Genomic DNA, 25,425 nt, shown 5'->3' on the forward strand with positions numbered 1-25,425 from the left:
TGTAGGATAAATTCAAATTAACGTATGTATCTGCTACCTTGCTAACGCTCCAGAACGCTAAAGACAATGTAACATCTGGGTAGGTTTTTGATTAATCTGAAAATATGTTCCACCCTAGGTTTTCTTGGCTGGCATCGTTCCCAAAATACTTCACTTGCTCAAAAAACAGGCGTAAAATGCTTGCCTCCAATAACTGGAGGTAGTGAAGTGCTATGGTTGATCGTGAGTTAACAAACTGGAAAGACTTTATTGATGAGATGTTAGGTAACTGACACCGTAATAGGGTTTAAAGCTTGAATAAGGCTATTTGATTTGTTTTTATTTAAAGCATCTAGGGTCACAATATCAAGTCGTTAGCAAAGCAGCCTCGGTTCCGAAGCTGCTTTTTTTACGTCTGCTATTGGCTATCGTGATTGTGGGATAGTGCTTTACCAGGGAAGCGGCGGCGTACCAATACGAAGAACAGCGGCACAAAGAAAATCGCCAGAACGGTGGCGGAAATCATACCGCCCATCACCCCGGTACCTACCGCATGTTGGCTGCCAGAACCTGCACCAGAACTGATGGCCATTGGCAGAACGCCGAAGATAAACGCCAATGAGGTCATCAGGATAGGGCGCAGGCGCAGGCGCGATGCTTCCAGCGTTGCCGCCATCAAATCCCTGCCTTTATTGTTCAGCTCATTGGCAAACTCCACGATCAGGATGGCGTTCTTGGCCGACAGCCCGATAATCGTCAATAACCCCACCTGGAAGTACACATCGTTTTCCAGCCCGCGTAGCCAGGTGGCTGCGACGGCACCGATCACCCCCAGCGGCACCACCAACATGACCGAAAACGGGATCGACCAGCTTTCATACAGGGCGGCCAGACATAGGAATACCACCAACAGCGAGATGGCATACAGCGCCGGTGCCTGGGAACCGGACAGGCGCTCCTGGTAGGACATTGCGGTCCATTCCAGGCCGAAACCGGTTGGTAGCTGGCTGACGAGTTTTTCCATTTCATCCATCGCGGTACCGGTGCTGACGCCCGAGGCGGCCTCGCCCACGATTTCTACCGTGGAGTTACCGTTGTAGCGTTCCAGACGCGGTGAACCATATTCCCAATGGGAGGTAGCAAAGGCGGAGAAGGGCACCATCCCACCGCTGTTGTTACGCACATACCACTTGTTTATGTCCTCTGGCAGCATGCGGAAGGGTGCTCCGGCCTGAACGTACACTTTCTTCACTCGCCCACGGTCTAAAAAATCGTTGACGTAGGTAGAGCCCCAGGCGGTTGACAAGGTGCTGTTGATATCGTCGATCGACACGCCCAGCGCCTGTGCCTTGCGTTGGTCGATATCGATCTGCAACTGCGGGCTGTCATCAAGGCCATTATGGCGCACACGCGATAGCTGAGGGTTTTGCCCAGCCAGTTGCAGCAACTGATTGCGAGCCTCCATCAGCTTGCTATGCCCCAGCCCTGCGTGGTCTTCCAACTGCATATCGAACCCCGAAGAGTTCCCCAGCCCGGTGATCGCTGGCGGGCTGCTGGCGATCACGCGTGCTTCGTTGATGTTGCTGAAGGCCTTGGTGGCACGTTCGATGATATCGAACGAACTATTGGCTCCTGAACTGCGTAGATCCCAGTCCTTCAGGCGCAAGAACAGGCGTGCGACGTTCTGGCCGTTGCCGCCAGGCCCTGCACCGATGGTTGAGAACACCGACAGCACGTTGGCTTTCTCTTCGGTCAGGAAGTAGTGCTCGACCTTTTCCACCACCTTGGTGGTTTGCTGCAGGGTGGAGCCCGCAGGCAACTGCACCTGCACGGTGAACACACCACGGTCTTCCTGCGGCAGGAACGAGGTCGGCAGTTTGATAAACAGCATTGCCATACCGGCCAACAGTAACAGATAGATCACCATGTAGCGGGCGCTGTGATGCAGCACGCGCGCTACCCCACGTTCATAGCGTTCGGTGTTGCGGTTGAACATGCGGTTAAACCAGCCGAAGAAACCGTGCTTGCCGTGATGATGGCCTTTGGCGATCGGTTGGAGAATAGTGGCGCACAGGGCCGGGGTGAGGATCATGGCGACCAGCACCGAAAGCACCATTGCGGAAACGATAGTGATCGAGAACTGGCGATAAATGGCGCCGGTGGTGCCGCCGAAGAAGGCCATGGGAATAAATACTGCCGAAAGCACCATGGCAATCCCCACCAGCGCGCCCTGGATCTGCCCCATGGATTTACGGGTGGCGTCCCTGGGTGAGAGCCCTTCCTCGCTCATTACGCGTTCCACGTTTTCCACCACCACGATGGCGTCGTCCACCAGTAGGCCGATCGCCAGCACCATGGCAAACATCGTCAGGGTGTTAATGCTGTAGCCGAAGGCCGAAAGGATAGCGAAGGTGCCCAACAGCACCACAGGAACAGCGATAGTGGGGATTAACGTGGCGCGGAAGTTCTGCAAGAACAGGTACATGACTAAAAACACCAGCAAAATGGCTTCCAGCAGGGTTTTTACCACGTCATGGATCGAAGCCTGCACGAACGGCGTCGTCTCATAGGCAATCTTGGCTTCCAGCCCGTGGGGGAAATATTGTGAAAGCTCGGCGATCTTGGCTTTCACCAACTGGTCGGTTTGCAATTCGTTGGCACCGGAGGCCAGCTTGATGTTCATCCCGGCGGCCTGCAGACCGTTGTAACGGCTGAGGTAATTATAGTTTTCCCCGCCTAACGCTACCGTGGCCACGTCACCCAGAGTGACCAGCGAACCGTCCCGATTGACGCGCAGCGTGATCTGGCGGAACTGCTCCGGCGTTTGTAACTGGGATTGAGCGTTGATGGTGGCGTTCAGCGCTTGCTGATCTACGGAAGGGGAACCGCCTAGCTGGCCCACTGCCACCTGGGCGTTCTGCGAACTGATGGCGTTGACCACATCCTGCGTGGTGAGCTGGTAGCTGGTGAGCTTGTTCGGATCCAGCCAGATACGCATGGCGTATTGTGAACCGTAAACGTCCATGCTGCCCACGCCGTTAATGCGGCTGAGGGGGTCTTGCAGGTTTGAGACGATGTAGTCCGCGATGTCCTGCTTATCCATGCTGCCATCGTTGGAAACAAAGGCCACCATCATCAGCGTGGTGTCGCCTGATTTTGACACCGATACGCCTTGCTGCTGTACCGCCTGTGGCAATCGTTTTATCGCGGATTGCAGCTGATTTTGTACCTGCTGCATCGCTTCGTTCGGATTGGTGCCAGCTTCAAAGGTCAGAGTAACCGAAGCCTGGCCGGTATTGGTGCTCTGCGACGACATATACATCATGTTGTCGAGGCCGGTCATGCTCTGTTCAATAATCTGGGTAACGGTATTTTCCAGCGTTTGCGCCGATGCCCCCGGATAGGTGGCGCTGATACGCACGTTTGGCGGAGCGAGGTTCGGATATTGTTCGACAGGCAGAGAAAAAATCGCCAATGTCCCCGTCAGGCAAAGAATAATTGCCAGAACCCAGGCAAAAATCGGGCGATCAATAAAAAAATTGGCCATGCGGCATGAACCTCGTTGTGACTTGTTCTATTTTTGACTGCATCAGTTATGCTTATGCCTGGCGCTGGTTGGTGGCCGGGCTGTCGCAGGATTTTATGGTACCCAAAGGTGCTACTGCACTTTACTCGTCATGCGTAGATAAAGCGTGGAGAAAAAAAGGAGATAATGTAAATAACAGTAGTAGAAATCTACAGTTACACATTGCACCACAACGAAATGCGTCATTATGGCGATTTTATTGCGTTACGGTGAAATAATCAGGAAGTTTTCTGCAGCAGGAGTCAAGCATGGAAATTAATCCGGTATTTGCTCGTCGTCTTTATCTGTGTTGGCTGATCAGCAGCAATGAACGTCCTAACGTTCCGCGCCTGATGGAATTGACCGGTTGGCCGCGTCGTACGTTGCAGGACGTACTAAAAGCACTGCCAGGCCTGGGCCTGGAGTTGCAGTTTGTGCAGCAGGGGAAGCGAAATAACGATGGCTATTACCAGTTGGCAAACTGGGGCCCGCTAAGTCAAAGCTGGATTAATCAGCATCATGAGATGCTGCTGGCGGCTATTGGTTGAATGTTCCCCGGCATGCCGGGGAAGCATTACTGACTTTTCGCTTCCAGATACATCACGGTTGCTGCCACGCGCGAACGCACGTTGAGCTTGCGCAGCATATTGCGGATGTGCACTTTCACCGTCTCTTCAGAAATATGCAACTGCGCCGCGACCTGCTTGTTTGACATGCCGCGCGCCACTTCCTGCAAGACATCCAGTTCACGCTCGGTGAGAGCGGCAAAGGGATCGTGTTGCTCGCTGCGTGACGAAAGATAGTCCGCAACCGCATCGCTAATCACGTTCTGGCCCTCGGCGGCCTGGCGAATATGCTCCAGCAACTGTTCTGGCTCGCTGTCTTTCAGCAGGTAGCCATCGGCGCCAGCATCGATCAGCGCATAGACGTCGCTGCGGGAGTCGGAAACGGTCAGCACGATGATGCGTGCATCCACCCCTTCATCGCGCAGTGCCTTCAGCGTATCCAGCCCGGAAAGCCCCTTCATGTTCAGATCAAGCAGGATCACGTCTGGCGTGAACTGCGCGGTCATGGCGATTGCCTCAGCTCCGCTGCTGGCTTCTGCCACCACGGTGAAAGTAGGATCTAGCCCTAGCAATTGTTTGATGCCACGTCGCATCAACGGGTGATCGTCCACGATCATTACTCGGTAATTTTTCATCACAATAAAACGTGCTCCCTGTAGCGAGTAAAGCCACTGCGTAATGCAGGCAGTAAAGCTGACTCTTAAAATATAGTAGTAATTAGCATTGTCGCTCGGCTCGAATGGCCGCCGTGCAATGCAGTTAGCCGTTATGGCGGGAAGCTAAGACAGACCTCCGTGCCCCCGGCATTGCCACGCCTGATTTGTAACGTACCGTTCAGGCGCGTTGCGCGTTCGCTCATAATGGTTAGCCCGTAATGGCCTTCCGGCTCATCCAGGCTGTCGATGCCGCAGCCGTCGTCACAAATGGTGATCTCGTTGTCTCCGCTGGGGGAGACTTCGCAACGGATCACAATCTCCTGTGCATCGGCGTGTTTGATGGCATTAAGCACGGCTTCACGCACGATCTGTAGCGCATGAACCTGTTGTTGGGCATTCAACGCCTGTGAGGCTAACCGACAGTGTAACTGAATCCGCGCTCTGGTCAGCAGTTTTAATGGTTCCAATACCTGCTGCAACGCGGCATTCAGATCGGCATCCTGAATGCTCAGCCGGAAGGTGGTGAGCAGTTCGCGCAATTGGCGATAGGCATCCGCCAGTGCCCGATCAAAATCATCAATGATTTCATCTGCCTGCGATGAGTGACCTGCCAAGGTACGTTTGAGCAAGGTCAGCTGGATGCGCAGGAAGGTGAGTGCCTGGGCCAGCGAATCGTGCAGTTCACGGGCAATGGTGGCGCGTTCTTCCATCAGTAGGAACTGCATATGCTGCTTTTGTGCGCGGTTAAAGTAAACTCCACGGCTGAGCATATTGGTCACGCTTTGCATCAGGTGCGGATGAGGCGGTTGTTGCTCATGTTGCCAGCTTAGGCTGCCCAACGGTTTGTTGTCTTGCATAATCACCTGCGAATGCCAGGCCAGTTCCGCCACGGGTTCACCGCTGCTGACCTGCCATTGGCTGAGGCTGTCTTCCACATTGAGCCGGATGCAATGCAATTGTTCGCTTATCTTGATGATGTGCAGGACCTTCTCGAACGCCCGCTGATCCAACTGCCCAACGCTCAGCGCCTGGGAGCAACTGTAGAGTACCTCCAGCGTGCGGTTGGCCTGCTGTAGGCGCTCGGTTTTTTCCTGCACTTTCTGTTCCAGTGACTGATAGAGCTTCGCTAATTCGCCAGACATGGTGGTGAAGGTTTGCGACAGTACGCCCAGTTCGTTTGGCAATGAAACGTCGAGTGGCGGATGATTAAAGTCACGTTGTTGCATACGCAGGCTGGCATCCACCAGGCGTTTGAGCGGGGTGACCACTTGGCGGCGCATAAAGCGGATGCAGAACAGCACCAGGGCAATGATGGCGATGTAGCCCATCACGCTGATTGTCGCTACGATGGTCAGCTTTTGTTCGGAGTAGCGCTGCAAAGCCAAGACAAAATGGTCGATCTGATTGACATAGCTGGCCACGTTGGCCTGATAGTTTTCCGAGTTCCCGGCCAGGATCTGTTTTTCCAATACCTGCCAGGCCTGGCGCAGCGTCAGGTATTTTTGCCGCACATCGTCAGGCACATAAAAGCGATCGAGTTTAAGTAGGGCCGGAGCCATCAGCGACTGCTGATACTGCACCAGGTGCTGCTGCACCTCAGCGGAACCGTTAGTGAGCTCATATGCCAACCGGTAGCTCTGCATGCGCAAGGAGCCTGCGATATTTACCGCTTCGGCATCTTGCAGGCTGCCCGCCACTGTGGTTAGTGCCAATCCGGTGGACAGCACGGAAAGAATCACGATACCTATCAGCGCCTTCGCCAGGCTACCTGTTACTGAGCGTTTTACGAGCAATTAAGCGTCCTTCTGGTTGTTGGCCGATCTGGGCCGCCGAGTATTATGCGCCGTCAAATTATAACTTTTACTGGCAAAAAGCATGGCGATTTTGAGCAAGCGGCCCATTCGCCGCCAAAATAATCTTCGCTATATAATCAAGTAAATAGCGATTGGGCAGCCTACCGTTGGCAAAATGCCCTATATCGGTTGTCAGTGATTGATCTGGCGCAAGTAATACCCACTTTTACCTATTAAGGGTGATTATCTACCCCCTCCGATAAGCCTATTTTATCCTTGCCTCTTACCTGAGGTGCGAGACCAAAAATAATAAAGTCACACTATAATAATTTTTTACACGCGCGCGTGTTGCCAACGTTGAAGGATAACCCGAATGGCCGAATTGTCGCGACGCAGATTGCTCAGCGGACAATGGCGTCATCAAACTGATGCGATCCGTCCCCCGTGGTCGCGTGAAACCCCTCTCTTCCTTGCGGGTTGTACCCGGTGCCAGGCCTGCGTTAACGCCTGTGAAACCGGTGTATTGATCAGCGGCAGTGGCGGATATCCCGAAATCGATTTCCAACGCGCGGAATGTACCTTTTGCCGACAATGCGCAGATGCCTGCGAAGCCCCACTGTTTTACCCACCACAGCATCAACCCTGGCAACAAGTGGCGTCGTTTTCGGCCGTTTGCCTGGCGATGCAGGGGGTAGAATGTCGCAGTTGTCAGGACAGTTGTGAAACGCAGGCAATCCGTTTTCGGCCACGGTTAGGCGGCATAGCCCAACCGGCGCTCGAGGTGGCGGCGTGCAATGGTTGTGGTGCCTGCGTTGCCGGTTGCCCGATCTCGGCGATTGCAATAACCCGGAGTGAAAATAATGAGCAGTGAATGGCACGTAAGCGGGTTGATGGTGCAGGCTCGGCCTGACAAATTCCCGGCGTTGATCTCGGCGCTGCTGGCAATTCCCGATACGGAAATTCCGGCACAGGATCAGCAGCAGGGCAAATTGGTCGTCGTTATGCAAGCAGCACGCTCCGATGCGTTGCTGGAAAAAATTGAGTCGGTACGCAATCTGGAAGGCGTGTTGGCAGTGTCGCTGGTCTATCACCAGCAGGATGAGCAAGGTGAGGTAATGCCATGAAACTCAGTCGTCGAGACTTCATGAAAGCGAACGCCGCAGTGGCTGCAGCCACTGCAGCCGGGCTGACGATCCCAACGGTCGCCCAAGCCGTGGTTGGCAGCGGTGACGAAATCAAATGGGACAAAGCACCTTGCCGTTTCTGCGGCACCGGGTGTGGCGTTCTGGTCGGTACCCAAAATGGCCGCATTGTGGCTTCGCAGGGTGATCCGGATGCTCCGGTTAACCGGGGCCTAAACTGTATCAAAGGCTACTTCCTGCCCAAGATCATGTACGGCAAGGATCGACTGACACAGCCAATGCTGCGCATGAAGAACGGGCAGTATGACAAAGAAGGTGAGTTTACTCCCATCACTTGGGAAAAAGCCTTTGACGTCATGGAAGAAAAATTCAAAGGGGCCCTGAAAGAAAAAGGGCCAGAGGCGGTTGGCATGTTCGGCTCCGGCCAGTGGACGGTATGGGAAGGCTATGCGGCCTCCAAACTGTTCAAGGCGGGCCTGCGTTCCAACAATCTCGATCCAAACGCGCGCCACTGCATGGCTTCTGCCGTGGTCGGCTTTATGCGCACCTTTGGCATGGATGAACCGATGGGCTGCTACGATGATATCGAGCAGGCTGACGCCTTCGTGCTGTGGGGTTCTAATATGGCGGAAATGCACCCGATCCTGTGGTCGCGCATTACCAACCGCCGCCTGGGCAACGATAAGGTCAACGTCTCGGTACTTTCCACCTTTGAACACCGCAGCTTCGAGCTGGCGGATAACGGCATGGTGTTCACCCCGCAGACCGATCTGGCGATCATGAACTACATCGCCAACTACATTATTCAGAACAACGCGGTTGACCAGGATTTCCTCAAGCAGCACGTCAATATCCGCAAAGGGGTGACCGATATCGGTTACGGCCTGCGCCCAACCCACCCGTTGGAGAAAGCGGCGAAGAACCCAGGCAGCGATGCTTCGGAGCCGATGAGCTTCGAAGATTACAAGGCCTTTGTGGCGGAATATACGCTGGAAAAGACCGCAGAAATGAGCGGCGTGCCAAAAGACCAACTGGAAGCGCTGGCAAAACTGTATGCCGACCCGAATGTGAAGGTCGTGTCTTATTGGACGATGGGCTTCAACCAGCATACCCGTGGCGTCTGGGCCAATAACCTGTGCTACAACCTGCACTTGCTGACCGGTAAGATCTCTAAGCCAGGCTGCGGGCCATTCTCGCTGACTGGCCAACCTTCCGCATGCGGCACCGCGCGTGAAGTGGGGACGTTCTCCCACCGCCTGCCAGCAGACATGGTGGTGACCAACGAGAAACACCGCCAGATTGCCGAACAGAAATGGCAACTGCCAGCGGGCACCATCCCAGAAAAAGTAGGGTTGCACGCGGTTGCGCAAGACCGTGCGCTGAAAGACGGCAAGCTGAACGCTTACTGGGTGATGTGTAACAACAACATGCAGGCCGGGCCAAATATTAATGAAGAACGCATGCCAGGCTGGCGCGATCCGCGCAACTTTATCGTGGTTTCCGATCCGTACCCAACGGTGAGCGCATTGGCCGCCGACCTGATCCTGCCTACGGCGATGTGGGTAGAAAAAGAAGGGGCATACGGTAACGCCGAGCGTCGTACTCAGTTCTGGCATCAGCAGGTGAAAGCACCGGGCGAGGCCAAGTCTGACCTGTGGCAGTTGGTGGAATTTGCCAAACGCTTCAAGGTGGAAGAAGTCTGGCCTGCGGAGCTGGTAAACCAGAAGCCGGAATACCGTGGCAAAACCCTGTACGACGTGTTGTTCGTCAATGGTGAAGTGAACAAGTACAAGCTGGAAGAGATCCCGGCCGACCAGTTGAACGACGAGTCGCGCGAGTTCGGCTTCTATATTCAGAAGGGGCTGTTTGAAGAGTATGCCGGGTTCGGCCGTGGTCATGGTCACGATCTGGCGGCCTTTGATATGTACCATCAGGCGCGCGGCTTACGCTGGCCAGTGGTGGATGGCAAAGAAACCCTGTGGCGCTACCGCGAAGGGACCGATCCTTATGTGAAGGCCGGTGAAAGCGTGCGCTTCTATGGCAAGCCAGACGGTAAAGCGGTGATCTTCGCACTGCCGTTCGAACCTGCGGCAGAAAGCCCGGATCAGGAATACGATCTGTGGTTGTCCACTGGCCGCGTGCTGGAACATTGGCACACCGGTTCAATGACGCGCCGGGTGCCAGAGCTGCACAGAGCCTTCCCTGAGGCGGTGCTGTTTATCCATCCGCTGGACGCCAAGAGCCGTAATCTACGCCGTGGCGACAAGGTGAAGGTACTGTCACGCCGTGGTGAAGTAGTGAGCATCGTCGAAACCCGTGGCCGTAACCGCCCGCCGAAAGGTCTGGTGTATATGCCATTCTTTGATGCCGCGCAGTTGGTCAATAACCTGACGCTGGATGCCACCGATCCGCTGTCGAAAGAGACCGACTATAAGAAGTGTGCGGTAAAACTGGAGAAGGTATAAGGCCAACGGAATGAGCCAGCAACGAGATAAAACACCGGCCCGGCGTCGCTTCCTACGGGATGCGGCTCGCAGTGTGGCGGGATTGGCAGGGATAGGCGTACTGCTGGGGCTGCAACAAAAGCAGTCTCAGGCACGTGATGGCCTGGCCCTGCGGCCGCCAGGAGCACTGGCCGAGGGGGCGTTTGATAGCGCCTGCATTCGCTGTGGTCAGTGTGTGCAAGCTTGCCCGTACCAGACGCTGAAACTGGCGACGCTGTTGTCGCCGAGGGCGGCAGGAACGCCGTACTTTGTGGCGCGGGATATCCCTTGCGAGATGTGTGAAGACATCCCGTGTGTGGTGGCCTGCCCGAGCGGTGCGCTGGATCCGAACCTGACGGATATCGATCAGGCGCGGATGGGGCTGGCGGTGTTGCTGGATCATGAAAACTGTCTGAACTGGCAGGGGCTGCGTTGCGATGTGTGTTACCGCGTTTGCCCGCAGATCGACAAGGCCATCACCTTGGAACTGCAACACAACGAACGTACCGGCAAGCACGCCATGTTTCTACCGACGGTTCACAGCCAGGATTGTACCGGTTGTGGCAAGTGTGAGCAGGCTTGTGTGCTTGAGCAGGCGGCGATCAAGGTGTTACCGATGGAACTGGCGCGTGGCCAATTGGGTGAACACTATCGCTGGGGCTGGCAGGAAAAGCAGCGTGCAGGGCATTCACTGGTGCCGGAAGGCCTCACATTGCCGGCACGTGGCGTAAAGGGAGGTGAATGATGGCTAATCCAGTCGCTGAAGCCGGGCGTGATGCGCGTCTGCGCCATGGCTGGTTGCGCAGCAACCGCTTCCTGATCCTGCGCCGTTGCAGCCAACTGTTGATCTTGTTGATGTTTCTCTCCGGGCCGCTGTGGGGCATCTGGATCCTGCGTGGCAACTACAGCGCCAGCCTATTGGCGGAGACGGTACCGTTAACGGATCCGTTGATGATGCTGGAAAGCCTGTTGGCCGGGCATTGGCCAGCCTGGCTGGTATGGGTAGGCGCGGTAGTGGTGCTGATTTATGGTCTGATCGGTAATCGGGTGTTTTGCGGCTGGGTTTGCCCGGTCAACCCGGTGACCGATCTGGCGGCCTGGCTGCGGCGCAAGTTAGGTTTGCGCCAATCGGCCAGCCTGCCTCGTTCCCTGCGCTACGGCATCTTGCTTGTCGTGCTGGTTGGCAGCGCCGTAAGTGGCACGCTGATCTGGGAATGGATTAATCCGGTTGCCCTGATGGGGCGCGGGCTGATCCACGGCAGTGGGGAGGGGCTATTAGTTTGGCTGAAGGGGTTGGGTGCCGCATTTGGTGCAGGCATCTGGCTGATTGTGGCGCTGTTTCTGTTCGATCTGCTGGTGGTCGAACACGGCTGGTGTGGCCATCTTTGCCCAATGGGTGCGCTGTATGGCGCCATTGGTAGCCAGGGCATGGTGCAGATCAGCGCAGAGCAGCGTGATAACTGTACCCGCTGCATGGATTGTTTTCATGTTTGCCCAGAACCGCAGATCCTGCGTGAGCCGTTATTAGTAAAAAAAGGCACACCACGGGTTGCCAGTGATGCCTGTATTGCCTGCGGACGTTGTATCGACGTTTGTGCAGAAAACGTATTCGAAATTAAGAGCAAATTTCATTATTCGGGAGCCAAAAAATGACCAGCAATGTCCTGAAAAAGCAGCTTTCCCTGTGGGGCGCACTGTTAACACTGGTAGTTGCCAGTGCCGCGTTTGCCGCCAGTGATGTCGATCTCAAGCAATCGCCAGAGGTTTCCGGCACGGCTGAAGGGCAGATAAAAATGCCCAAGCAGCAGGAAAAGATGGCGCTAAACTATGTCAATCAGCCGCCGATGATCCCACACAGCGTCGACGGCTACCAGATTAGCAAAAACACTAACCGCTGCTTGCAGTGCCACGGCGTGGAGCACTATCGCACCACCGGCGCACCGCGTATCAGCCCGACACACTTTATGGACAGCGATGGCAAGGTGCTGGGGGAAGTCGCTCCACGGCGTTATTTCTGTCTGCAATGCCACGTACCACAAACCGATGCGGCACCAATCATCGGCAATGATTTCAAGCCTATGCAGGGCTTTGGGCACTAAGCGGGGGAGCTATGGCCGAACGTAATACCACAACATCCGAGAAAAAGGCCGGACCGATCCGTCGTCTATGGCGCTGGTGGCGCAGGCCGAGCAGGCTGGCCCTGGGGACTTTGCTGCTGTTGGGCTTTGTCGCCGGGATCGTTTTCTGGGGCGGTTTCAACACCGGTATGGAAGCGGCCAACACCGAAAAATTCTGTATCAGCTGCCACGAAATGCGTGAAAATGTCTATGAAGAGTATATGGAGACGGTGCACTACAACAACCGCAGTGGCGTACGTGCCACCTGCCCAGACTGCCATGTTCCACATGAGTGGGCACCGAAGATGCTGCGTAAGCTGAAGGCCAGTAAAGAACTGTACGCCAAGGTGTTTGGCATTATCGACACGCCGCAGAAGTTCGAAGAGCATCGTCTGACCATGGCCAGCAACGAATGGGCGCGTATGAAGGCCAATAACTCGCAGGAGTGTCGTAACTGCCACAACTTCGAGTATATGGATTTCACCGCGCAGAAAACCGTGGCGGCCAAGATGCATGATAAAGCGATAATCGAAGGCAAAACCTGTATCGATTGCCATAAAGGGATCGCACACAAACTGCCGGACATGCACGGAGTTCCTACCGGATTCTAACTCTGGTGGATATGAACCCCGCAGCGCTGCAAGGCCTGCGGGGTTTTTTGTTGCAAATCCGCCGTGGCTGCGCTTTGCTAGTGGCCAAAGGTTGCAGTGCGTTGGCTAACGGAAGAAGGGAATATGTCGTCAAAAATTGAAAATATCAGAAAGCAGCTGTTATCGGACAATTGGTACGTATTGAATAAATACACCTTTGAGTTAAAACGTAAAAATGGCGGAACCATCGAACAGGTGCGTGAGGTCTATGACCGCGGCAACGGGGCGACCATTTTGCTGTATAACCGCGCCAAGGGCACCGTGGTGCTGACCAACCAGTTCCGCATGCCGACCTACGTCAACGGCAATGCCACGGGCATGTTGTTGGAAGCCTGTGCCGGGCTGCTGGATGACGATCAGCCAGAACAGTGCGCCCGCCGAGAAGCGGTAGAGGAAACCGGTTTTCAGGTTTCGAAGGTGCAAAAGATCTTTGAGGCCTATATGTCACCGGGCGGCGTGACGGAAATCCTTCACTTCTTTATTGCCGAGTATCAGGATGACGAGCGTCAAACCAACGGCGGTGGCATTGAGGATGAAGATATTGAAGTGGTGGAGCTGCCGTTTAGCGAGGCAATCGCGATGATCGCCGATGGCCGCCTCAAGGATGGCAAAACCATCATGCTGTTGCAGTATTTGCAGATCCATCGGGTGATGGAGTAGTTTCCGTCACCCCACCTTCTCCCACAGGGAGCTGTCTCTTATACACAACTCGGCATCTTACTGTTTTTTATGGGAATTATTTCAAGCGCATCAATAGGGCACTCGGAAAATTTCTCTTTAAAATCAGCCTACTATGTTTCTCAAATTACGGCCATTTGACCGCAACTTGAGATGTGTATAAGAGACAGCCCTGTGGGAGAGGGTTAGGGTGAGGGGCGATTTATTGCTAATCTCGCTTATTTATCATAATCTTACAGCTGTGCTATCAGCATATCTTCCAGCTTCTGCTGGTCGACGGCGAACAGGCGAATGCCTTCGGCCAACTTCTCAACCGCCATGGCATCCTGGTTATGCAACCAGCGGAACTCCGCCTCGGCCAGTGGCGCAGGCTGATAAAACCCTTCGGTAGACGGCGTCAATTTACGTTCGATAGGCTGATTGCTCTGCTTCAACTCTTCCAGCAGGTTTGGCGCAATGGTCAAACGGTCACAGCCCGCCAACGCCAGGATCTGCTCAACCTTACGGAAGCTGGCGCCCATGATCACGGTCTGATAGCGGTGCTGTTTGTAGTATTCATAAATGGTGCGGACGGACTTCACGCCCGGATCCTGCTCGGCATCGTAATCGGTCATTGGCTGTCTGGCCTGATACCAATCGTAGATACGGCCAACAAACGGCGAAATCAGATAGACACCGGCTTCGGCGCAGGCACGGGCCTGAGCAAAGGAGAACAGCAGTGTCAGGTTGGTGTTGATGCCTTCTTTTTCCAGCTCTTCGGCCGCCTTGATCCCTTCCCAGGTGGCTGCCAGCTTGATCAGAATGCGGGATTTATCGATCCCCTGGTTTTGATACATGCCGATCAGCTTGCGTGCTTTGGCCACGCACATACCGCGATCGAAGGATAGACGGGCATCCACTTCGGTGGAGATACGACCCGGCACGCTTTTTAGAATTTCTACCCCTATATTCACCGCCAGTCTGTCACTGGCGTTAATCAGCTGGGTTTCTTTGCTGCTGCCTTGCTGGCGGGCGTACTCCAGCGCTTCAGTGATCAGCGACTTATACTGCGGTAACGCCGCGGCTTTGAGGATCAACGAAGGGTTGGTGGTGGCATCCTGCGGTTCGAACTGGCGGATGGATTCGATATCACCGCTGTCGGCAACGACCACGGTCAGCTGTTTCAGTGCGTCTAACTGGTTCATTTATAAGCTCCTTGCTTACCCGTCGTCTTTCAAGCTGCAGCGTTTGCATAACTCAGCCCATCCGTGGGCCTCGCCCCTTCGGGGCCGCTGCAAGCAGCGTTTAAATCTGTTCCTGACAGATTTATCACTCACCCCAGTCACTTACTAAAGTAAGCTCCTGGGGATGAGCGAACTGGCCGCCTAGCTGCAACTTGAAATCCATAGGGTAAAGATAAATAAGAACGATTTTCATTAATTGTGAAACACCATGCATCATATGGCTGATGAATGAAATGCGCTTTTTCTGATTGTTGCAATGGATAGAAACAATGGAGGGGCGCAAATGCAGGCTGGCTGCGGGCCCCCCACGCATTGACGCTTTATCGGCATTGGGTTCAGCGTTGGCCAACGACCTGTTCGTAATAGCCGATCCTTGCCACCTTGGGCGCCGATCCCCCTCCTTCAAATTCAGAGCTCAACCAGGCTTCGACGATCGATTTCGCCAGTTCCTGGCCAATGACGCGTGCGCCAAGCGTGATGATTTGTGCATCGTTGCTTTTACGTGCGCGCTGAGCCGAGTAGGTATCATGGCACTGTGCCGCGCGGATCCCCGGGACCTTGTTGGCCACAATGCTCATGCCAATACCGGTGCCACACAGCAAAATGCCGCGTTGGTGTTTCCCATCCTTAATGCGCTGCGCCACCTGAAAGGCGATATCGGGGTAACCGATGGGGGCCGTATCGCTTCCCGGTGAGTAGTCGGTGACCGGAATATCGCGCTGTTGCAGAAACGCAACGATCACATTCTTCAGTTCAATGGCGGCATCATCGGCGCCAATCGCAATAGGCTGCATAACACATCTCCTGCTGGTCAAGGGTAAGGCTGACGATCCCCGGTGGCGCGTCATGACTATTACCATAACCATGATTTATCAAATGTTCAATTGATGTTCATTTGTTTTTGTTTTTGTTAGGGAGGGATGGCCACTAAAGGTGATTGATATCACGAATAAATCGGCTTAAAGGCCTTTTAGATGACTTTTAGAGGGCTTATTGAGCAGGATCACAATTTCAAAGGTTGGTGGTGGGCAAACATGTTGAGAGTATGTAGTGTTTATTTGTTCCTTGTATGTTCTTATGATCATAAAAATAAACCCTACCCGAGGATAGAACTATGTGTCAGAACTGCGTAACAGCGGCAAACATGGCCGAAGGCATTCCTGAAACCATGAAAGCGGTCGTGGCCTATGCCCCGAAGGACTATCGCCTGGAGCTTGTGGCGGTACCGAAAATTGGCCCGAAAGAGATCCTGGTGAAAGTTGAAGCCTGTGGCATTTGCGCCGGCGACGTTAAAGCGTTTGAAGGGGCCGCCAGCTTTTGGGGGGATGAAAAACAGCCGGCTTACATCAAAGCGCCGATGATCCCTGGCCACGAATTTATCGGCCACGTGGTGGGCTATGGTGAAGGCGTTGAGGGATTTAAGCTGGGCGATCGGGTGATCTCTGAACAGATTGTCCCCTGCTGGCAATGCCGCTTCTGTAACCGTGGCCAGTATTGGATGTGTGAGAAACACGATCTGTACGGCTTCCAGAAAAACGTTAATGGCGGCATGGCGGAATACATGAAGTTCACCAAAGAGGCCATCAACTATCACGTCCCTGCGGATATGCCGATCGAGGACGCCATTCTGATCGAACCCTATGCCTGTTCTTTCCATGCGGTACAGCGCGCCAACATCAAACTGGGTGACGTGGTGGTGCTGGCGGGGGCCGGAACGCTGGGTTTGGGGATGATCGGGGCGATTAAAAAATCCGGCCCATCAAAGCTGGTGGTGCTCGATCTGTCTGACGATCGCCTGGCGTTGGCGAAAGAATTTGGTGCCGACGTTGTGCTGAACCCCCTGCGTGATGATGTGATGGCGATCGTTAAGGGTATGACCGAAGGCTACGGCTGCGATATCTACATTGAAGCCACTGGCGCGCAGCAATCTGTCGAACAGGGGCTGATGCTGATCCGCAAATTGGGCACCTTTGTCGAGTTCTCGGTGTTTAAAGATCCGGTGACCGTCGATTGGAGCATCATCAGTGATCGTAAGGAGCTGGACGTGCTGGGATCGCACCTGGGCCCTTATTGTTATCCGTTGGTGATCGAAGGGATCCGCAATGGCGATCTGCCCACCAAAGGCGTCGTCACCCAAACATTGCCGCTTGAACAGTTTGCTGAAGGTTTCGCCATGATGAAACGGGGCGTCGGCTCAATCAAAGTGGTGCTCAACCCGAATCTGTAATGCCTGCATCATTCTTCGGGTGCGGGCTAGCCTGCGCCTCCACAATTCAATGTGCTGGGGTGTTTTATGCTGAATGGACTGATTCATCGCATTGGTCTTTCACCAAAATTAATGCTCGGTTATGCCGGTGTGTTGGTCTTTATGATGGGGGAAGGGCTGGAACAAGGCTGGCTTTCACCTTATCTGATCGGCAAAGGCTTAACCATTCAGGAGTCTGCGCTGCTGTTTAGCGTTTACGGCTTTGCTGCGGCAATAGCCGCCTGGTTTTCCGGCGTACTGGCAGAAATCTTTACCGCTCGCCGCGTCATGCTGGCTGGATTGTTGCTGTTCTTGCTGGGGTCGGTGTGTTTTCTGGTGTGGGGATTACCCAGTAATAACCTGTCGGTGATGATACCGACCTATGCGCTGCGTGGGTTGGGCTATCCCCTGTTTGCCTATGGTTTTCTGGTGTGGGTCGCTTATGAGGCTCCGCCGGAAAGGTTAGGTTCTGCCGTGGGGATTTTCTGGTTTGTTTACAGCGGTGGGTTGAGCGTACTGGGTGTGCTCTACTCCAGCATCATGCTGCCGTTCTTGGGGGAAATTCACACCTTATGGAGCGCATTAATCTTTGTGGTACTCGGGGCGATGATCGCACTGATGCTTAACCGCACTCCTGGCCATACCGAAGTGGGGGACAAGCAAAAAGCCTCCCTCAGTTATGTGCTAAAGGGGATCACCATTGCGTTTGAGAACCCGAAAATCGGCCTGGGTGGCATTGTCCGCACCATCAATACCTCTGCGGCGTACGGATTCGTGGTGTTTATGCCGATGTACATGATGGATCTGGGGTTTAGCCGCACTGACTGGCTACAGATGTATGCGGCACTGTGGACGGTGAACATTATTTTCAACCTGATCTTTGGGGTGATCAGCGACGGTTTGGGCTGGCGTAACGTCGTCATGTGGTTCGGTTGTGTCGGCTGCGCCATCACCACGCTGATGTTCTATTACGTGCCTTATTTCCTTGGCCCCAATTTTATGCTGACCGTCGTGGCCGCCGGGCTGTTCGGTGCTTGCCTGGCGGCCTTTGTGCCTCTTTCGGCCATTATGCCAATGCTGGCCCCGGAGAATAAAGGTGCTGCCATGTCGATCCTGAATCTCGGCGCGGGTTTGAGCACTTTCGTTGGCCCGGCAGTGGTAGGGTTGTTTATCGGCAGCTTGGGGAGCAGTGGGGTGATTTGGATTTTCACCGGCCTGTATTTGTTCAGCGGCGTATTGATGAAATATGTCACCTTGCCTAAAGCCGTGCCTGCCGCCGTGGAAGAAAATCATCATAGCTTGGCGTAACTAACAGTTGAGGGAGTTTTCTATGATTACTGGTCAAAGCAAGGGAGCCTTGCAAGGGAAAGTGGCGTTGATAACCGGCGGCGCGGCGGGAATAGGTTTAGCTATTGCCAAATGCTATCTGCAAAACGGCGCGCAGGTCGTGCTGTTGGATCGCGCTCCACAGGTGGTGCAGATTGCACAGCAACTGGATCAGCAACAGGCGTTAGGCATCGTCATGGACGTCACCGACAAAGCCTCGGTAGAACAGGTGGTTGCACAGGCCAATGTCCATTTCGGGCGGTTGGATGTGCTGGTCAATAGCGCTGGGATTGTCGTGCTGTATCCGGCGGAAGAACTGCCCGAAGACGCTTGGGATAATACCATGGCGGTGAACCTGAAAGGGGTGTTCCTTACCAGTCAGGCCGTGGGTCACTATTTTATTCGTCAGGGGAGTGGTTGCATTATCAACCTGGCCTCGCAGGCTGGAGTCGTCGCCTTGCCCAATCATCTGGCTTACTGCGCCAGCAAGGCTGGCGTGATTGGCTTGACCCAGGTTCTGGCGCTGGAATGGGGGCCGCATAACGTGCGTGTAAATGCCATTTCTCCGACGGTGGTGCTGACCGAGTTGGGGCGTAAAGCATGGTCGGGCGAGGTTGCAGAACAAATGAAGCAGAAAATTCCCCTAAGGCGCTTTGCCGAACCCGAGGATATTGCCGCCAGCGCACTGTTCTTGGCGAGCGATGCGGCCAGCATGATCACCGGCAGCAATCTGGTGGTTGACGGCGGTTACACCATTCAATAACTCGACACTCAGGCGAAAGAGAGGCCATGATGAACAGAATCATTAACGATCCCGATCACGTCGTGGAAGATGCCATTCAGGGCTATCTGAAGGCGCATCCGGAATATTTCACCGTGACCGATAATGCACGAGTCCTCAAATACCCTGCTGCACCGATCAAAGGCAAGGTGGGGATTGTTACCGGTGGTGGCTCGGGGCATGAGCCAGCGTTTCTGGGTTATGTTGGCAAGAACATGCTTGATGCCGTGGCCATCGGTGAGATTTTCTCTTCGCCAACGGCGGGGGCATTTCTGGATGCGTTCAAGGCCGCAGACAGCGGAGCGGGAGTCGCCTGCCTGTATGGTAACTATGCTGGCGATAATATGAACGTCAAAATGGCGATGAAGAAGGCCAGCGCCTCAGGCATCGCGGTAAAAACCGTGGTTGCAAATGATGATGTTGCCTCCGCGCCCGCCAGTGAAATTGAAAAACGCCGTGGCGTCGCCGGTGAAATTCTGATGTGGAAAGTCGGGGCCGCTGCCGCAGCGCTGGGTTACGATCTCGACGGGGTGATCGATGCGGCGCAAAAGGCCATTGGCAATTGCCGTTCGATTGGCGTCGGGCTCAGCTCTTGCACCATCCCGGCGGTGGGTAAGCCCAACTTCCATATTGCCGATGGTCAAATGGAGATCGGGATTGGTCATCACGGTGAGCCAGGGATCGAGGTTTCACCGATCCAGTCGGCGTCCGCAATGGCTGGCACCATGCTCGACTTTGTGCTCAATGATATGCCGTTGAACAAGGGGCAGGAAGTCGCCCTGTTGATTTCCGGCCTGGGGGCCACGCCGGTGATGGAGCTCTACATCTATTATGCCGAGATTGAAAAGCGGCTGACGGAGTGTGGCATCAAGGTTCACCGTCGCTATGTGGGTAACTATTTTACTTCACTGGAAATGATGGGGGTGACGCTAACCTTGATGAAGCTCGACGACCAATTGAAAACGTTGCTCGATATGCCTGCTCATTCATTGGGCCTAACTCAGGTGGAGTGAATCATGACCACACAAATTTCGACGCAGTATGGCAATGAGATCGTCACGGCGCTGATTGGCGTGATTGTCAGCAATCGCGAGTATCTCAGTGAAATAGATGGTGCGATTGGCGACGGCGATCACGGCATTAATATGTCAAAAGGCTTCACCTTATGTGGTGAGGCCATCAAGGGCCAAAATCTGTCGTTGGCACAGGCTTTCGACGCGGTAGCGGACGCGCTGATGGAAGGGATTGGTGGCTCGATGGGGCCGCTGTATGGCAGCCTGTTCATGGGCATGGCCGATAGCGTGCGCGATAAAACCGCACTGGATAAACAGGTATTTCTGGCCATGTTGCGCAATGGGCTCACTGAACTGCAGGACATCAGCAGTGCTGGCGTCGGCGACAAGTGCCTGATGGATACGTTGATCCCTGCGATAGAAGGGTATGAGCAGGCGGTTCGGCGCGGCGATAGCTTCAGTGGGGCGCTGGAACAGCTGAAACGGGCTGCCGTGGCTGGGCGTGATTCAACCCGCGATCTGGTTGCCAAGATTGGCCGTGCGAGCCGGTTGGGGGAACGTTCACGCGGCGTGCTGGATGCCGGTGCGGTATCCTGCTGTTTACTTTTATGCCAACTGGCTGATGCGGTAGAACAACGCTTGAATACCGTTGCAGCCTGAACAGGTTATACTAGCGAGCAATGCGATAAGGTGGGTTCGGCATGCTGAACCCATCTTCTATTGAAAAAGACCAATCTGCCGTGGGGAAACGTGTAACGGATGGAAAAAAAAACAGGATCCCAGGATAACGAACTGCTGACTGAAATTGCCGTGGCTTATTATCAGGACGAAATCACTCAGGAGGAGATTGCAAAAAAGTTCGGTATTTCGCGGATTAAGGTCGGGCGTTTACTCAAGCGGGCCAAAGAAGAAGGCATTGTTGAGATCACCGTCCGCTATCATCCGGTATTCAGTACCCGGCTGGAGCAGCAAATGCTGGAGCGTTTCTCCCTCAGCCGGGCGTTAATCGCGCTGGATCATCAGGATGAGGAAGAACAGCGGCGTCAGGTAGCAGCATTGGTTTCCGGTTATCTGGCCATGTCTCTGAAAGATGATATGGTGCTGGCGGTTGGCCAAGGGCGTAACGTGGCCGCGATCGCCGACCATGTGGGCAGCGTGGCGCCAAAAAACTGTAAATTTATCTGCGGCATTGGGGGAACGCATCGCCCTGGTGACGCTATAAATGCCGACCACATCAGCCGCCGTCTGGCGAAGAAGTTTGGTGGTAGCAGCGAGACGCTGTATGCCCCGGCATATGTAGAAAACCGGGCGCTGAAAGAGGCGTTTATGCAAAATGGCACCATCAAGGAAACCCTGGATCGGGCGCGCAAGGCCGATGTGGCCTTGGTGGGCATCGGTGATATGAATGAAAACAGCTATATGGTAAAGCTTGGCTGGTTTACTCCCCACGAGATCATTGATGCCAGTCTGAATCAGGGAGTGATCGGTGATATCGCCGGTTATGACTTTTTCAATGCGCAGGGGATGCATGTTGATACGGTGATGAACGATCGCGTCATTGGTTTGAGTATTGATGAACTGCGGAAAATCCCTTGTGTGATCGCCATTGCCTCTGAGAATACCAAAGCGTTGGCTATTCTGGGCGCGTTGCGTACCGGGGCGATCGATATTATCGCGACCAGCGCCCTCAACATTCGCACCATTCTTAATATGTCACAGTAATCGCTGCGGCAAAAAAGGGTTTAACTGCGTCAGGTTGAACCCTTTGCCATTTCCCCCTCCAGGTAAAACTCACCTCCGGCCCTTGTCCTGTGAGCGCTCCAACAACGCAAAGCAAACGACAGCGCTGAGGTTGTCGGTATAATTATCCTTCTGAATTGCCCAACCATTAAAGCGCGATATCATTTTATGTTATTCCAGTCATTTGGTTGGAGTGTTTACGTCGCCTAATTTTATTGAGCGGTTGAAAAGCTCATGCGGCTAATAATAACCAGGAGGAGCCATGTCCAGCTTTGAGCCAGACGCTGTTGGCGCAATCATTCAGCGAGTCTGTGAATATCTGCAACCGGTCTTTAATGCCCTTTTAGCGGGCACCATGGCGTTATTGAAGGGAGCCTATCTGAATATGCCATCACGCCGCCGGTTATTAAATGCCGGTATTTGTGCCTTGTTGGCATTAACCATTCGCGATCTGTTATCGCTGATGGGGCTGGAGTTGGCATGGGCTAATACCATCAGCGTATTAATTGGTTTTCTCGGCGCGGATTATCTTGGCGATTTAATTAAACGATTTATTGGCAAAAAAACAGGATTTAAAAATGATAAGTGAAAACACGGAGATTAAATTCAACGCGCGCAGCGAGAAAAACCTGCTCGGGGTGCACCCCGATCTGGTGCGGGTAATGCGTTTGGCGCTGCGTTATTCGCTGGTGCCGTTCACCGTCACCGAAGGGTTGCGCTCTATGGCTCGCCAGCGGGATTTGCTGCGTGAGGGGAAAAGCCAAACGCTGAGAAGCCGCCACCTGACCGGGCATGCGGTTGACGTGGTGGCCATGCCTTCAGGGAGGGTGTCCTGGGAATGGGATTATTATGCTCAGATTGCCTCGGCAGTGCGGCGTGCCGGGCTGGAGTGCGGTGTTGATGTCGAGTGGGGCGGGGGATGGAAAACGCTGAAAGATGGGCCACATTTTCAATTACCGTTCAAGGATTATCCGGCTTGAGCGGTCAATGGTGATTTCTGGCGTGATTAAAACTGCTGCTTTTCTGTTCGCCTAACTTCCTTTTAACTTTTATTTACAAATTTTGCCCAAGGTTATGGCACGCTTCAAAGTTTGTGACGATTCCCTCACTATACTAGTTCAGCGTTAAAGCCTTACCTCAACATAAAAGAAGAAAGCAAAGGAACCCATAATGGACGAACAGCTCAAACAGAGTGCCCTTGATTTCCATCAGTTTCCTGTCCCAGGGAAAATCCAGGTATCGCCAACCAAACCACTAGCGACGCAGCGTGACCTAGCCTTGGCCTACTCGCCGGGCGTGGCTGCGCCCTGTCTGGAAATTGCCGCCGATCCGCTGGCCGCTTATAAATATACCGCCAAGGGCAACCTGGTGGCAGTGATCTCTAACGGCACCGCGGTGCTGGGGCTGGGGAATATCGGTGCGCTAGCCGGTAAGCCGGTCATGGAAGGTAAAGGGGTTCTGTTTAAGAAGTTTTCCGGTATTGACGTGTTCGATATCGAAGTCGATGAACTCGATCCCGACAAGCTGATTGACGTGATCGCCGCGCTGGAACCGACCTTCGGCGGCATTAACCTGGAAGATATCAAAGCGCCCGAGTGTTTCTATATTGAGAAGAAACTGCGCGAGCGCATGAAGATCCCGGTGTTCCATGACGATCAGCACGGCACGGCGATTATTACCACCGCTGCGGTGCTCAACGGCCTGCGGGTGGTGAAGAAGAACATCTCTGACGTACGCCTGGTGGTATCGGGTGCGGGTGCGGCCTCCATTGCCTGTTTGAACCTGCTGGTCGCGCTGGGTCTGAGCAAACAGAACATTATCGTTTGCGACTCCAAAGGTGTGATCTATCAGGGCCGTGATGCCAAGATGGAAGAAACCAAGGCGGCGTATGCCATTGCGGATAACGGTCAGCGTACGCTGGGGGATGCCATTCCCAATGCCGATATTTTCCTGGGTTGCTCCGGCCCTGGCGTGCTGACGCAGGACATGGTGAAAACCATGGCCAGAGATCCGCTGATCATGGCGCTGGCTAACCCGGAACCGGAAATTCTGCCGCCGTTGGCGAAAGCGGTGCGCCCAGATGCGATCATCTGTACCGGCCGCTCTGATTATCCTAATCAGGTGAACAACGTGCTGTGCTTCCCGTTCATCTTCCGTGGCGCGCTGGATGTGGGTGCCACCACCATCAACGAAGAGATGAAGCTGGCCTGTGTGCACGCCATTGCCGATCTGGCGCTGGCAGAGCAGAGCGACGTGGTGGCTTCGGCGTATGGCGATCAGGATCTCTCCTTTGGCCCGGAATACATTATTCCAAAACCGTTCGACCCACGCCTGATTGTTAAAATCGCCCCGGCGGTCGCCAAGGCAGCCATGGATTCTGGCGTGGCGATGCGCCCGATCGAAGACTTTGATGCCTACGTGGAGAAGCTGACTGAGTTCGTCTACAAAACCAACCTGTTTATGAAGCCGATCTTCTCCCAGGCGAAGAAAGAAGTGAAACGCGTGGTAATGGCTGAAGGTGAAGAAGAGCGAGTACTGCATGCTACCCAAGAGCTGGTATCGCAGGGGTTGGCTTACCCAATCCTGGTGGGGCGTCCAAGCGTGATTGAAATGCGCCTGCAGAAACTCGGCCTGCAGCTGACGCCGGGCAAAGACTTTGAAGTAGTCAATAACGAGTCCGATCCGCGTTTCAATGAATACTGGGGTGAGTATTATCAGATCATGAAGCGCCGTGGTGTCTCCCAGGAGCAGGCTCGCCGTGCGGTGATCGGTAACCCAACGCTGATTGCTGCCATCATGCTGCACCGTGGTGAGGCCGACGCGATGATCTGTGGCACCGTCGGCAGCTACCACGAGCATTATGACGTGGTGGAAAAGGTGTTCGGATTCCGTGAAGGGGTACATGTGGCAGGGGCGATGAACGCCTTGCTGCTGCCGAGCGGCAACACCTTTATCGCCGATACCTACGTCAACGATGACCCAACGCCGGAACAGCTGGCGGAAATCACCCTGATGGCGGCAGACACGGTACGGCGCTTCGGGATTGAACCGAAGGTGGCGCTGTTGTCCCATTCCAGCTTTGGTTCTGCCAATTGCCCGTCGGCGAGCAAAATGCGTAAAACGCTGGAGCTGGTCAATCAGATGGCACCGGAGTTAGAGATTGACGGTGAGATGCACGGTGACGCCGCGCTGGTGGAAAGTATCCGCCAAGATTTGATGCCGGACAGCCCGCTGAAAGGCGCAGCCAACATCCTGATCATGCCAAGTATGGAAGCGGCGCGGATCAGCTACAACCTGCTGCGTGTCTCCTCTTCCGAAGGGGTGACGGTAGGGCCGGTATTGATGGGCGTGTCCAAGCCGGTACATATCCTGACGCCGATCGCCTCGGTGCGCCGTATCGTCAACATGGTGGCGTTGGCAGTGGTAGAAGCACAAACCCAGCCGCTGTGATAGCGTGAACCTGACCCC

The 25,425-nt window shown here is 54.4% G+C and carries 25 protein-coding genes; 19 read left to right on the forward strand and 6 right to left on the reverse strand.

What is annotated here, in order from left to right; translation table 11 throughout:
- Positions 1 to 212 precede the first annotated feature (212 nt).
- On the forward strand, positions 213 to 272 hold the full coding sequence (ypfM, locus tag KAJ71_RS23650; protein WP_138106377.1) for a protein YpfM: 60 nt from the start codon (positions 213 to 215) through the stop codon (positions 270 to 272).
- A 125-nt stretch (positions 273 to 397) separates the two neighbouring features.
- Here ypfM and acrD read toward each other — a convergent pair whose 3' ends face one another.
- Positions 398 to 3,526, reverse strand: coding sequence for a multidrug efflux RND transporter permease AcrD (acrD, locus tag KAJ71_RS13770; RefSeq protein ID WP_248946256.1), 3,129 nt, complete (start codon positions 3,524 to 3,526; stop codon positions 398 to 400).
- Positions 3,527 to 3,813: 287 nt separating this feature from the next.
- On the opposite strand from acrD, the gene KAJ71_RS13775 reads away from it, so the two are divergent.
- Complete coding sequence (locus KAJ71_RS13775; protein ID WP_024484514.1) at positions 3,814 to 4,092, forward strand: winged helix-turn-helix domain-containing protein; 279 nt, start codon at positions 3,814 to 3,816, stop codon at positions 4,090 to 4,092.
- A gap of 26 nt (positions 4,093 to 4,118) precedes the next feature.
- On the opposite strand, the gene narP is transcribed toward KAJ71_RS13775, so the two are convergent.
- Complete coding sequence (gene narP / locus KAJ71_RS13780; protein ID WP_248946311.1) at positions 4,119 to 4,751, reverse strand: nitrate/nitrite response regulator protein NarP; 633 nt, start codon at positions 4,749 to 4,751, stop codon at positions 4,119 to 4,121.
- A gap of 125 nt (positions 4,752 to 4,876) precedes the next feature.
- Complete coding sequence (gene narQ / locus KAJ71_RS13785) at positions 4,877 to 6,559, reverse strand: nitrate/nitrite two-component system sensor histidine kinase NarQ (protein ID WP_248946257.1); 1,683 nt, start codon at positions 6,557 to 6,559, stop codon at positions 4,877 to 4,879.
- Between the two features lie 373 nt (positions 6,560 to 6,932).
- Between narQ and napF the strand changes: the two genes are divergently transcribed.
- From napF to nudK, 8 genes are all read left to right on the forward strand, one after another.
- Positions 6,933 to 7,430, forward strand: coding sequence for a ferredoxin-type protein NapF (gene napF / locus KAJ71_RS13790; RefSeq protein ID WP_248946258.1), 498 nt, complete (start codon positions 6,933 to 6,935; stop codon positions 7,428 to 7,430).
- On the forward strand, positions 7,417 to 7,683 hold the full coding sequence (gene napD / locus KAJ71_RS13795) for a chaperone NapD (RefSeq protein WP_024484511.1): 267 nt from the start codon (positions 7,417 to 7,419) through the stop codon (positions 7,681 to 7,683). Before napF ends, napD begins: the two co-directional genes overlap by 14 nt.
- Entirely contained in the window at positions 7,680 to 10,166 is a 2,487-nt protein-coding gene (napA, locus tag KAJ71_RS13800) for a nitrate reductase catalytic subunit NapA (RefSeq protein ID WP_248946259.1), read from the forward strand. The genes napD and napA overlap by 4 nt, the downstream gene beginning before the upstream one ends.
- A 10-nt stretch (positions 10,167 to 10,176) precedes the next feature.
- A complete protein-coding gene (napG, locus tag KAJ71_RS13805; RefSeq protein ID WP_161739004.1) occupies positions 10,177 to 10,929 on the forward strand; it encodes a ferredoxin-type protein NapG in 753 nt (250 codons plus the stop codon).
- Complete coding sequence (napH, locus tag KAJ71_RS13810) at positions 10,929 to 11,837, forward strand: quinol dehydrogenase ferredoxin subunit NapH (protein WP_248946312.1); 909 nt, start codon at positions 10,929 to 10,931, stop codon at positions 11,835 to 11,837. Before napG ends, napH begins: the two co-directional genes overlap by 1 nt.
- Entirely contained in the window at positions 11,834 to 12,283 is a 450-nt protein-coding gene (napB, locus tag KAJ71_RS13815) for a nitrate reductase cytochrome c-type subunit (protein ID WP_021178725.1), read from the forward strand. The genes napH and napB overlap by 4 nt, the downstream gene beginning before the upstream one ends.
- 11 nt (positions 12,284 to 12,294) lie before the next feature.
- Entirely contained in the window at positions 12,295 to 12,912 is a 618-nt protein-coding gene (gene napC, locus KAJ71_RS13820) for a cytochrome c-type protein NapC (protein WP_248946260.1), read from the forward strand.
- A 123-nt stretch (positions 12,913 to 13,035) separates the two neighbouring features.
- Complete coding sequence (gene nudK / locus KAJ71_RS13825) at positions 13,036 to 13,611, forward strand: GDP-mannose pyrophosphatase NudK (protein WP_248946261.1); 576 nt, start codon at positions 13,036 to 13,038, stop codon at positions 13,609 to 13,611.
- 251 nt (positions 13,612 to 13,862) lie between these two features.
- Here the strand turns inward: nudK and tal are convergent, their stop codons facing one another.
- The 3 genes from tal to rpiB all read right to left on the reverse strand — a co-directional run bounded on the left by tal (position 13,863) and on the right by rpiB (position 15,646).
- Positions 13,863 to 14,813 carry a transaldolase gene (gene tal / locus KAJ71_RS13830; protein WP_248946262.1) on the reverse strand — a complete coding sequence of 317 codons (951 nt, stop codon included), beginning with the start codon at positions 14,811 to 14,813 and terminating at the stop codon, positions 13,863 to 13,865.
- Between the two features lie 124 nt (positions 14,814 to 14,937).
- Complete coding sequence (locus KAJ71_RS13835; RefSeq protein ID WP_248946263.1) at positions 14,938 to 15,201, reverse strand: hypothetical protein; 264 nt, start codon at positions 15,199 to 15,201, stop codon at positions 14,938 to 14,940.
- Positions 15,188 to 15,646 carry a ribose 5-phosphate isomerase B gene (gene rpiB, locus KAJ71_RS13840; RefSeq protein ID WP_248946264.1) on the reverse strand — a complete coding sequence of 153 codons (459 nt, stop codon included), beginning with the start codon at positions 15,644 to 15,646 and terminating at the stop codon, positions 15,188 to 15,190. Before rpiB ends, KAJ71_RS13835 begins: the two co-directional genes overlap by 14 nt.
- 320 nt (positions 15,647 to 15,966) lie before the next feature.
- Between rpiB and KAJ71_RS13845 the strand changes: the two genes are divergently transcribed.
- The 9 genes from KAJ71_RS13845 (at position 15,967) to maeB (ending at position 25,407) form a co-directional block, all read left to right on the forward strand.
- Entirely contained in the window at positions 15,967 to 17,079 is a 1,113-nt protein-coding gene (locus tag KAJ71_RS13845; RefSeq protein WP_283106768.1) for an MDR/zinc-dependent alcohol dehydrogenase-like family protein, read from the forward strand.
- Positions 17,080 to 17,145: 66 nt separating this feature from the next.
- A complete protein-coding gene (locus KAJ71_RS13850) occupies positions 17,146 to 18,405 on the forward strand; it encodes an MFS transporter (protein WP_248946265.1) in 1,260 nt (419 codons plus the stop codon).
- Between the two features lie 22 nt (positions 18,406 to 18,427).
- The gene (locus KAJ71_RS13855) at positions 18,428 to 19,186 is read left to right on the forward strand and encodes an SDR family oxidoreductase (RefSeq protein ID WP_248946266.1); all 759 of its coding nucleotides are present in this window, start codon (positions 18,428 to 18,430) and stop codon (positions 19,184 to 19,186) included.
- Between the two features lie 29 nt (positions 19,187 to 19,215).
- On the forward strand, positions 19,216 to 20,217 hold the full coding sequence (locus tag KAJ71_RS13860) for a dihydroxyacetone kinase subunit DhaK (RefSeq protein ID WP_248946314.1): 1,002 nt from the start codon (positions 19,216 to 19,218) through the stop codon (positions 20,215 to 20,217).
- Positions 20,218 to 20,220: 3 nt separating this feature from the next.
- Positions 20,221 to 20,877 carry a dihydroxyacetone kinase subunit DhaL gene (gene dhaL, locus KAJ71_RS13865; RefSeq protein ID WP_248946267.1) on the forward strand — a complete coding sequence of 219 codons (657 nt, stop codon included), beginning with the start codon at positions 20,221 to 20,223 and terminating at the stop codon, positions 20,875 to 20,877.
- 99 nt (positions 20,878 to 20,976) lie between these two features.
- Entirely contained in the window at positions 20,977 to 21,939 is a 963-nt protein-coding gene (locus KAJ71_RS13870; RefSeq protein ID WP_021178715.1) for a sugar-binding transcriptional regulator, read from the forward strand.
- Between the two features lie 280 nt (positions 21,940 to 22,219).
- Positions 22,220 to 22,546 carry a phage holin, lambda family gene (locus KAJ71_RS13875; protein ID WP_248946268.1) on the forward strand — a complete coding sequence of 109 codons (327 nt, stop codon included), beginning with the start codon at positions 22,220 to 22,222 and terminating at the stop codon, positions 22,544 to 22,546.
- On the forward strand, positions 22,536 to 22,937 hold the full coding sequence (chiX, locus tag KAJ71_RS13880) for an L-Ala D-Glu endopeptidase ChiX (RefSeq protein WP_248946269.1): 402 nt from the start codon (positions 22,536 to 22,538) through the stop codon (positions 22,935 to 22,937). The genes KAJ71_RS13875 and chiX overlap by 11 nt, the downstream gene beginning before the upstream one ends.
- 190 nt (positions 22,938 to 23,127) lie before the next feature.
- A complete protein-coding gene (gene maeB, locus KAJ71_RS13885; protein ID WP_248946270.1) occupies positions 23,128 to 25,407 on the forward strand; it encodes an NADP-dependent oxaloacetate-decarboxylating malate dehydrogenase in 2,280 nt (759 codons plus the stop codon).
- The last annotated feature ends 18 nt before the right edge of the window (positions 25,408 to 25,425 follow it).

Origin of the sequence: Serratia silvae (assembly GCF_023282985.1) — a bacterium.
Lineage (GTDB): Bacteria > Pseudomonadota > Gammaproteobacteria > Enterobacterales > Enterobacteriaceae > Chania > Chania silvae.